Origin of the sequence: Planktothrix mougeotii LEGE 06226 (genome assembly GCF_015207485.1) — a bacterium.
GTDB lineage: Bacteria > Cyanobacteriota > Cyanobacteriia > Cyanobacteriales > Microcoleaceae > Planktothrix.
Map to the genome: position 1 here is coordinate 1 of NZ_JADEWU010000127.1, position 10,288 is coordinate 10,288.

The 10,288-nt window shown below is 37.9% G+C and carries 6 protein-coding genes and 1 pseudogene; 1 reads left to right on the forward strand and 6 read right to left on the reverse strand.

Annotated features, from left to right (window positions below; all coding sequences use genetic code 11):
* Positions 1–26: 26 nt before the first annotated feature.
* The 3 genes from nusA to IQ236_RS26805 all read right to left on the reverse strand — a co-directional run bounded on the left by nusA (position 27) and on the right by IQ236_RS26805 (position 3,470).
* On the reverse strand, positions 27–1,253 hold the full coding sequence (gene nusA / locus IQ236_RS26795; RefSeq protein ID WP_190521364.1) for a transcription termination factor NusA: 1,227 nt from the start codon (positions 1,251–1,253) through the stop codon (positions 27–29).
* Between the two features lie 96 nt (positions 1,254–1,349).
* Positions 1,350–1,817 carry a ribosome maturation factor RimP gene (gene rimP / locus IQ236_RS26800; RefSeq protein WP_072721599.1) on the reverse strand — a complete coding sequence of 156 codons (468 nt, stop codon included), beginning with the start codon at positions 1,815–1,817 and terminating at the stop codon, positions 1,350–1,352.
* A 216-nt stretch (positions 1,818–2,033) separates the two neighbouring features.
* On the reverse strand, positions 2,034–3,470 hold the full coding sequence (locus IQ236_RS26805; RefSeq protein WP_228041887.1) for a hypothetical protein: 1,437 nt from the start codon (positions 3,468–3,470) through the stop codon (positions 2,034–2,036).
* A 250-nt stretch (positions 3,471–3,720) separates the two neighbouring features.
* Here IQ236_RS26805 and IQ236_RS26810 point away from each other — a divergent pair, with 250 nt between their 5' ends.
* On the forward strand, positions 3,721–4,755 hold the full coding sequence (locus IQ236_RS26810) for a glycosyltransferase family 2 protein (RefSeq protein ID WP_193872180.1): 1,035 nt from the start codon (positions 3,721–3,723) through the stop codon (positions 4,753–4,755).
* On the opposite strand, the gene IQ236_RS26815 is transcribed toward IQ236_RS26810, so the two are convergent.
* The 3 genes and pseudogenes from IQ236_RS26815 to IQ236_RS26825 all read right to left on the reverse strand — a co-directional run.
* Positions 4,742–6,988: a tetratricopeptide repeat protein gene (locus IQ236_RS26815; protein ID WP_193872182.1), complete on the reverse strand. Its 2,247-nt coding sequence runs from the start codon at positions 6,986–6,988 to the stop codon at positions 4,742–4,744. The genes IQ236_RS26810 and IQ236_RS26815 overlap by 14 nt on opposite strands.
* A 30-nt stretch (positions 6,989–7,018) precedes the next feature.
* The gene (locus IQ236_RS26820) at positions 7,019–9,679 is read right to left on the reverse strand and encodes a tetratricopeptide repeat protein (protein WP_193872184.1); all 2,661 of its coding nucleotides are present in this window, start codon (positions 9,677–9,679) and stop codon (positions 7,019–7,021) included.
* Positions 9,680–9,738: 59 nt separating this feature from the next.
* Positions 9,739–10,288 (reverse strand): annotated as a pseudogene (locus tag IQ236_RS26825) (RNA-guided endonuclease InsQ/TnpB family protein); the annotation flags it as partial.

Consider the following 10,288-nt stretch of genomic DNA (forward strand, 5'->3'; position numbering starts at 1 on the left):
CTTGTCCCCTTGTCCCCCCATCCCCTCTACTCCTCTTCCCCGAATTCGTCAAAATCCTCATCCGTTGCCGCTAAAGCTTGACGTTCGAGTTCTTCGGCGATTTTTTGATCTTCGGCTGCTGCATCATATTTAGCAGTATCCTTAATATCAATTTTCCATCCTGTTAATCGAGCCGCGAGACGAACATTTTGCCCTTCTTTCCCAATGGCCAAACTCAATTGATCTTCGGGAACCAAAATATGGGCACGACGTTCTTCAGGATTCACTAACCGGACTTCATCGACTCTGGCCGGACTCAAGGCATTAGCAATATAGGTAGCCGGGTCAGGTGACCAACGAATCACATCTATTTTCTCACCCCGCAGTTCATTCACCACAACTTGAATCCGCGAACCCCTGGCTCCAATACAAGCACCAACCGGATCAACATCTCGATCCAAAGTATCTACTGCTATTTTAGTCCGGGGGCCAACGTGACGGGAAGGGGGGTTGGCTTCTCGCGCGACGGCGACAATTCGCACCACTTCATCCTCAATTTCTGGGACTTCATTGGCGAACAGATAAACCACTAACCCAGCATCCGCCCTAGATACTAACAATTGTGGCCCCCGTTGGGAACCTTGGCAGACTTTTTTCAAATAAACTCGGAAAGTCGCATTGGCTCGATAATTATCATTGGGGAGTTGTTCGCGTTTGGGGAGTTCCGCTTCAACGGCCATCCGACCAAAACCACTGGCCACTTCCATAATCACCGATTGTCGTTCAAACCGCAGCACTTTAGCTTGGAGCACAGTGCCTTCAAGTTCTTTAAACTCTTCTTGGATCAATTTACGCTGCTTATCTCGGAGTTTTTGGGCTAAAACCTGTTTCGTTTGAATGGCAGCCATACGGCCAAACTCCCCTTGATCCGGGGTAACATCTAACGTAACCGTATCCCCTAACTGGGCTTCGGGAGCGACTTCCCGCACATCTTTTAAGGCAATTTGGTGATCTTGATTACTGACTTGTTCAACAATCATTAAATTCTTGGCTAAAACCCGAAATCCTTCTTCATCAACATCAAGCTCCACATCAAAATTATCAAAATAATCGTCACTAAATTGAGTCTGAATTTCAATCGTCCGTCGATAGCGTTCATATCCTTTTAATAACGCTTCTCGCAACGCTTCTTCTACCGCTTGTTTGGGTAGATTGCGTTCCTGAGAAATACTATTAATCATATCTTGCAAACCGGGCAAACTCACCATTGACATAGGGTTTTTATCCTCCAAATTTTGATTTTTTGATAACAGGGAACAGGGAACAGAGTGGAAAGTTTCTATTTATTGACTTCCAGCGTTATAAAACTTTTATTCCTCTCCACTTTCGTCTAGTAAAACTTCCGTTACTAACTCGCGCGGAATTGCGATTTGTCGCCCTTTTTGACTGAGATAAACAGTTGTTTCATCCCGACGCACGAGTTTTCCCCGTTGTTGAGTCTGACCTTTGTAGGGTTCTGATGTTTTGACAATGATCGGAAATCCTTTGAAGGAAATAAATTCGCGATCGCTGGTTAAAAATTGTGAAATTCCTGGGCTGGAAATCTCCAAAACATACGCATCGGGAATAATATTCGTCGTCTCTAACTGTTCTTCTAAAGCCCGACTCATCCGTTCACAATCATCCAATCCAGTATCCTGACTGGGGTTGCGGATATCGACACGCAGTACAGGCGGTTTCTGATTGGTGTAAAAGGTAGCCCCCACCACTTCCAGTCCCAAGGTTTGGGCGATGGGGGTGGCGATATCAAGAATTTCGGGGATCAGGGGATGAGCCATAGTTGACGGGAATATTAGAGTCTACAGAAGTTCTGGCGTTACACTGACATGAAAAAAGTGGGCTTCACCCACTCTGCGCGTGAAACAGTGTCCTCCCAGAAGCCAAAGACGAACCTTTTGGGTTCGCCTCTTCTTCTAGTTTAGCTTACAGTGAAGGCAATTGTCAGGAGTATTGTCGGTTGTCGGTTGACGGATAACCGTTGACAAGGACAACATTTAATCGGTTTCTGCTAATCGTCTTTGTTCATGTAATTGGGCGAGAACTTGTTCAAAGTTAGATTCATCCACTTGTTGAATATAGTTAATTTTGAATTCTTCTAAAAAGTCAATTAATAAGGTTTGAATTTCCGCAAAACCTTGTTCTTTTTGTAATTCTTCTCCTAAAACCTGACTAAAGTTTTTAACTAATTGATTGGTTAATTTTGTACCAACGGGATCTTCCATCGCTTTTTTCACCGTTTCATAGGCATCCTGTGGCCCTTCTGTTGCTAATTTAGACAGTTCAGCAATAATTCTTTCTTGAATTTGCTCAGGAATTTGTTGTAAACCCGGTATACTTTTAAACTGTTGAATAACGGGAGATTGTTGGATAACTTGTTCAATATTATAGCGCAATAATGCTTCAATATCGGGTTCTAGTTTAGGAATAACATTATAAATAATTGTTTTAATTAAATGATTAGCGATCGCTTCTATTTCATTAATATTATTAATATCTAAATATTTTTTATTGCGATTCGTGAAAAATCGCTTAACCACATCTCCTTTCTCAATTTCCCGTTGAACTTGTTCAAGACCTTCAACCACAACGGCTTCGGTTAATTCTCTGGCTATTCCAGCCACAAATCCGCGAGTCACTTGAAGCCGAATATATTCTAAACTAATAAAATGGACTTGATTTAAGCGTAGTGCTACAGGAATTATTCTTAATAATCGCCAAAAGGGTAAAAACAAAAAGACATCATACCACCGCCATAACATCGCATCAAACCAAGTCACTCTCGGATAACGACGACTAATAAAATAAGTTCGGGCTAAAAATTCGAGAAAGAAAATGATCACAAAGGGTAAATCAATTTTCCAAAAAGTTCGAGTGAATTCCCCATTTTCTCCGAGAGTTCGATAATAGTTTATAGCAATTAAAGGGCTAATATTTTTTTCAAACCAGTCAATTTCTTGATCATATCCTTGTTGTTTGAGATAAGATATACTCCAAAAGGTATTAAAAGATTCTTTAGCGGAATTTTGAGGATTTTCGACCTGATCTCGCATTCGATTTTTAATGCGTTCTAAAGTTCCGCTTTTTTCAGCAATTGCAAAGGGATTTTCATTGATCATTCCCTCACTTTGAGCGCGTAATTGTGCTAAAATTTCATCGGTTTCAGTAGAATTTAAACTGGTTTCAGTTACACTAAATTTTAACTGCTCAACAGTCTCTAAATATTTTTCTGTATCTTGATGGGGTTCTATCCCTTTAATGGGATCATAAATTTGGGTTAGAACTGGGATATAACGAAAATAATAATCTCGCAAATCAGTATAACTGAGATTAAATAAAATTAATCCGTAGTTAACGGTAACGACAATAGCCATTAACCGTTCAAACCAAGGAAGTTTTTGATTTTGGGGAACAGGGATAGAATTTTTTTTCATTATAAATTAAATAATAACAGAACAATAAGTAGCAAGTCCCAAATCAACGAATATTAATAAATCTTCTCTAGTTAAGCTAAAGTACCTAGATTCTTAGGCTAAAGCTCAACACTGAACTTTTTTAAGTTAACGAGAATTCTGTCCAGAGACTAACTCAAGTTAGAGGAATTATTAATAGCAGTTTTAGGTATTATAGAAGATAAAAATCAACCCTAACATTTAACATTGAATCAAGCTCTGGATTAAATCTATGTCCAATTCCTTAGAAACTCCCCAAATTAGTATTGTGATTCCAGCATACAACTGCGATCGCTATATTGGGCAAGCGATCGAAAGTATTCTTAATCAAACTTATTCTGCTTATGAAATTATCGTCGTGGATGATGGTTCCCAGGACAACACCCGGGAAGCGTTACAACCCTATTCTCAACACATTCACTATGTTTATCAACAAAACCAAGGGGTTTCTGTCGCGCGAAATCATGGGTTAAATTTAGCACGAGGAGAGTTTATTGTTTTCCTCGATGGGGACGATACTTTTCTTCCTGATAAATTAACAACTCAACTCGCCGTTTTTGAAGCACAACCCCAACTGGGACTGGTTCAAAGTGGATGGCGTCGCGTGAACCAACAGGGAGAAACTTTAATGGATGCGACACCTTGGGACTATGTTCCTGAATTGAATTTAGAAATGTGGTTACGTTGGAAACCGTTGGGTACAATGGGAACTTTAATGTTTCGTCGAGATTGGTTATTAAAAGTTGAAGGGTTTGAAGCGGGGTTAGCTCATGGGGAGGATGTAGATTTAATTTTAAGATTAGCATTATTAGGCTGTGAATCCGCTTGGCTACGTCAATCAACGGTTTGTTATCGTCAACATGACCGCAACACAATGCGGGATGGAATTTCTCAAGCAAAATCGATTAATTATGTTTTAGATAAATTTTTTAATCTTCCCAATATTCCCTTAGAAATTCGGTTAATTGAAAATTGGGTACGTTACAGTACCTTAGTTTGGAGTTCTTGGTATTTATATTATACTGGGTTTCCGCTAGAAATGGCAGAATATTTACAAAAAGCTTGGCAATATACCCCATTTTTAGCGGTAGAAACTTTAACCAATTGGACAGAAAGTTTTGTTCATTATTCTAATAGTTTAGAACAGCCTTTATCTGTGAATCAACTGTGTAGTTTACCGGAATGGCAAAATTTAACAACTTGGGTTTTACAACAAACAATACAACAACGTTCTCAACCTTTAGAAGCAGGAATTAAGTTATTTTAATTTCAGCTAATTCTAACAAATTTATGAACTCATCCAGATTGATTTTCATATCGAGTTGTCCGAGATGAGTTAAATTTTCTGTTGTTTTATCAATGACTTCACTAATTAAATAGTAATGTTCTAACTGACAAAGATTGCTAATCAATCGATAATAAATCGGAACATAATCTGGGTGAAATAGCTCAATAATTTTAGTTCCAGGTTGACAAAAAACAATATTAGATAATCCAGCACCATGCGGCGCAATTACAACGGATGCGGTCGCCATTAATTCTACTTGTTCGGAAAAGCTTAAAGTTTCTAAAACCACGCTTTCAAAGTTTAATGGTTTCAGACATTGAAATAATTCATCTTGGTTAATAACATTACGATAACTTGCTTTTTCTCGACTCAAATAAATTCGACGATAAGGGGTAATATTCCCAATATTAGCGGGAAGAAAAGCTGATCTCAAAAAGTTACACACCCATGCAGGTGTGATCACATTTTTGTACATTAAATTCGGGGAAGGAACAATAATTTTATTTGCTTGAATATGATGATGAGTCATACTAACCATAATTTTAGACAAGGGAACACCAAGCTTAACTAAGGTTTCTTTTTGATAAGTTGGATAGTCTGCATTAATCACAAAATAATCAATATCATCCCAGGAAATCCCACTTTTTTGAATTAAATCAAAACCGGGTAAAACATCATACAGCCAATGAAAATAGGTTGCTCCCCAACGCACCGATAAAAAGGCAATTGTCCCGTCAATTTGATAGGCTGGTGCTAATTGATTGGATGATAAAACTAATTCAGCACATCCCGTTGAAAGATCCGTAACTAATTGATTATTTTCTGTTATAATGGCACTGGTGGCTAAATCTCCCCAGGCTCTAGCATTCTCTAAAATGGCTACAAATGCTTTTTGAGTTGTAGCGTGATCAAACATTAAACAAAATTGAGATTGAGAAACCGTTTTTGACGGAGTTAAAGTAATATTAGATTCAGAATAAATGGGTATAGAGTTGATCTGAGAATCAATCTGGGATAAAGTCAGTTGGTGTGTCGGAATGGGACAATATTTTTGAAGAATTGCAGAGGGTATTTCTCTAGCGTTATAACAGCCTAAACCTTCTTCATCATATCCTTGTTGCATCAAAACCTCAGCAATTATATCGTAAGGTTTCATAAAATCAGGATTAATTTTTAAAGCTTCAAGACAACAATAAATAGCCTGTTCCCATTGCTTTTGTTTTAACCAAGCATCTCCTAAATCTGCATAATATTGGGAAAGATTAGGATTAATCTGAATCGCTTTTGTATAATAAAAAATTGCATCTACAATCTTATTATTGATTTTACAAATATTTCCTAATATATGATAAAGTTCATCTGCTTCAGGACGTTTTTTTAACTGTTCTTCAAAGATTAAACTTGCTGTAATTAATTCTTGAGATTGTATAATTTTAGGAATAATCTCATCTAATAGCTCTTGATAATAAGCATTAGATTTAGCCGCTTCATAATAGGCAATAACAGCTTCATACCATTGGTGAGTTTCTAATAACGCTTTTCCTAATTTGGGATAAAACCAATCAATATTATTCTCAATTTTAATAGCTTGACGATAAGCTTTTATTGCTTCTAACCATTGTTGTTTTCCAGAAAAAGCTTCTCCTAACCAATAATAAGCTTGATGGGAATTAGGATAAATTTCTAAAGTTTTTAAATACAAAGAAATTGCTTGATCCCATTGGCTTTGAGAAATTAAACTTTTGCCGAAATCAATATGAGATTGAAGGGGGATAGATTCAGGTTCTAAAATTAATACTTGAAACCAACATTCTAGTGCTTTTTCGGGTTGGTTTAGGTAGCTAAAAACACTATATAAATTTCGGTAAATCCCGACTTGATTCGGTTTTAACTGTAAAGCAATTTCATAGAATTTTAAAGCTTTTTCCCATTGCTGTTGTTGTAGATAAACTGTCCCTAAATTCCCTAGAACTTCGACCAAGTTCGGTTGTAGTTTTAAGGCGTTTTCATAGTATGATTTAGCTTCCTCTAGTTGTCCTTGCAATTGTCTGGCTAACCCAAGGGTGCTGTAAGCTAATGCAAAATTAGGTTGCAATTTTAAGATGTTTTGACAAGTTGTAATCGCTTCTTCATATTGCTGTTGATCGATATAGCGAGACGCTTGTTGATATAAAACAATGACAGAATTGTCTGGTGTTTCAGATAGCTGCATGATTTTATTCCCGATAGAATATTCACAATATTAAGCAGGTTTTGTTACCCCTGCTAATTCTAGTAAGCACATTAAATCATCGATATTAATCCGCATATCTAATAATCCTAAAAACGTAATATCATCTAAAGCTTCATTTTCGACAAGCTCTCCAATTAAATAATAATGTTCTAGCTCACAGATATTACTAATAATTCGATAACAAGGGGGAATATGAGTGGGTGCAAATAATTCAATCACCTTAGTTCCAGGCTGACAAAATACAATATTAGATAAGCCCGCACCATGAGGAGTTAAAACCACTGACGCACTAGCCATTAATTCGGCTTGTTCAGAAATCGTTAAAGATTCTAGTACAACGCTCTCAAAGTTCAAGGGTTCTAAACGTTTAAGTAACTCATCTTGATTCACCAGATGACGGTAACTGGCTTGTTCTCGACTAATATAGATGCGACGGTTTGTAGAAATTTTCTGAAACTCTTGAGAAACGAATTGTTGTTTGAGGAATTTGCAAATCCAAGGAGAAGTTGTTGTGGAATTATGGAAAAAATTAGGCGCGGGAACTATAATTTTTTGGGCTTGAATATAAGGCTGATAACGACTTTCGATAATTTTAGATTCTGGGATACCTAATTTTTGTAAGGTTTGCTTTTGATAGGGAAAACGATAACTATTGAAAACGAAATAATCAATACTATTTAAGGAAATACCGCTTTCTTGAATTAAATGAATGCCAGGTAAAACATCATACATCCAATGATAAAATGCTTCTCCCCATTGCACGGATAAAAAGGCAACCGTTCCATCAATTTTATACACTGGGGGCAACTTATTGGAGGATAAAACTAATTCAGCGCATCCGGTTGAAATATCAGTGAGTAATTCATTTTGTGCCGTCATAATTGCACTGGTCGCTGAATCTCCCCAGACTTTCCCATTCTCTAATATCACGACAAAAGCATTTCGAGTTTCAGCTTGACCAAAAATAAACCCTGGATGAAATTGAGCAATGGTTCGAGAAGGGTTTAAAGAAATTTGATTCCCCGGATAAACGGGAATATAAGTTACATGAGAACTAAAGTCTGATGTAATCAATAGATCAGGATTAACAGGACAATATTGTTCTAAAAGTGATAAAGGTAAATCTTTATAATTATAACATCTTAAGGCATCTTCTGTTTTTCCTTGCTGGTGTAAAATTTTAGCAATATTTTCATAAGCTGGAATTAAATCAGGCTTCATTTGTAAAGCGTCCATCAAATAGGACATGGCTAGAGCTAAGTCTTGTTTGTTTAACCAAGCTTCTCCTAATCCCGCGTAATATTCAGCGACCTTTGAATTAAGATTGATAGCGGTTTGATAGGATGCGATCGCTTCATCAATTTGACCTTGAGAGTTATATAAATCCCCTAATTTATAATGTAAAACATGAGCTTTGGGAGTAACTTCGAGACATTTTTGATAAACGGAAATTGCAGTTTCTATCTCCTGCTGTTCAATTAAAGTATCTGCTAATTGATCTAACAGCCAAAGATTATTCGGATTGAGTTCAACAGCTTTACAATAAGCATCAATTGCCTGGTTCCATTGTTTCTGGGCTGTCAATATTTTCCCCATTTGGGGGTATAACCAATCAATATTGGGTTCCAGTTCAATCGCTTGCTGATAAGAAGTTAACGCTTCCTCAAACTGTTGCATTTCCAACAAGCTATTTCCCAAGGTAAAATGCAACCAAAAGCCATCAGGATTAATCTCAATAGCTTGGCGATACCAATCAACAGCTTCTTGGTGTTTTCCGGTTTTAGAGCAAATTTCTCCTAATTTAAAATAAGAACCGAAAAATTTAGGATTAAGGGCAATTCCTTGGTAATAAGCAAGGGTAGCTTCTTCCCATCTTTGTTGTTCAGATAAAGCATTTCCCAGTTGATGATATGTCCAGGAAAAATCCGGGCTGAGTTCAATGGCTTTTTGGTAATTTGCGATCGCATCATCCCATTTTTTCTGCTGAACTAAGGCATCTCCCAAACTTTGATAAAACAGGTTACGATCCGGATCAAGACTAATCGCTTGATGATAGGCTGCGATCGCTTCATCCCATTGTTGTTTCCGGCTTAAAGCTTCTCCCAAACTAAAATAGGAGTGGGGCCAATTGGGATAAATTTCTACGCCCTTAGTATACAGTTCCAGAGCTTGATCTAATTTGCCTTTTTCAATTAACGTTTTCCCAAAATCCATATAATCTTGAGGAGAAACGCATTGTGGCTCTAAAATTAAGGCTTGAAACCAAGCATGATTCGCTTCTTCCGGTTGATTGAGATTAATCCAAACCCTATATAAATTCTGATAAATTATGGCTTGATTAGGTTTAAAATGCAGCGCAGTTTGATAAGATTGCAGGGCTTCTTGCCATTGCTGTTGTTGAACATATACCGTCCCTAAATTAGCATGAACTTCCACCCAATCGGGTTTGAGGTCGAGGGCTTTGGTATACCAAAATTTAGCTTCATCCAGTTTTCCTTGCAATTGTTTGGCCAACCCCATCGTACTGTAAGTCGGGAGGAAGCGAGGTTGCAACTTCAGTGCTTGCTGACAGACTTCAACCGCCTCATCAAACTGCTGTTGGGCGATATAGCGATGTGCCTCGGCGTGCAAATCAAAAACTGTTTTCTCTGGAGTATCAGACAATGGCATGATCAACCGTGAAAATAGAGTATCAATATATAGACGTTGTAGTGAACTACTCCGACCCGCTACGCGCGGCTTGTCGGAGCTTCCTGTCCAACAGAAAGCGCAACAGTAGATTTCTTGCGTCCTCCACTATTACGTCTGACATCTGGACAACAGGCTGACTCGCTAGTTCCTAACGACAAAAAACGCAGTCCTTCATCTCTAATATTTTTGGCAGCGTTGATATCTCGGTCGTGTTTTGTACCACAATGATTACAAGTCCATTGTCGAACATCTAAAGGCAAGCTATCAACCACATTTAAGCAATGATTACAAGTTTTTGAGGAAGGGAAAAATCTATCAATTTCTAAATAGATTTTCCCTTCCTGTTCTGCTTTGTAGGACAACATGGTCTGGAATTGACCCCATCCCACTTGAGAAATTGCTTGGGCTAAACAATGGTTTTTGACCATACCTTTGATATTTAGATTTTCACACACAAGTACAGACGTGCCATGGCACGTCTCTACGTTTTCGTCGTACAGACGCGCCATGGCGCGTCTCTACCTGCGTGATAGCTTATGGTGAAAATCCTCACGGCATCGAGTCATTTTGTTGTGAACTTTAGCTACT

What these genes read in the sequence shown, in the direction of transcription:
- nusA (WP_190521364.1), bottom strand. Translation starts at nt 1,253, where the DNA reads ATGTCAATGGTGAGTTTGCCCGGTTTGCAAGATATGATTAATAGTATT.
- rimP (WP_072721599.1), bottom strand. Translation starts at nt 1,817, where the DNA reads ATGGCTCATCCCCTGATCCCCGAAATTCTTGATATCGCCACCCCCATC.
- IQ236_RS26805 (WP_228041887.1), bottom strand. Translation starts at nt 3,470, where the DNA reads ATGAAAAAAAATTCTATCCCTGTTCCCCAAAATCAAAAACTTCCTTGG.
- IQ236_RS26810 (WP_193872180.1), top strand. Translation starts at nt 3,721, where the DNA reads ATGTCCAATTCCTTAGAAACTCCCCAAATTAGTATTGTGATTCCAGCA.
- IQ236_RS26815 (WP_193872182.1), bottom strand. Translation starts at nt 6,988, where the DNA reads ATGCAGCTATCTGAAACACCAGACAATTCTGTCATTGTTTTATATCAA.
- IQ236_RS26820 (WP_193872184.1), bottom strand. Translation starts at nt 9,679, where the DNA reads ATGCCATTGTCTGATACTCCAGAGAAAACAGTTTTTGATTTGCACGCC.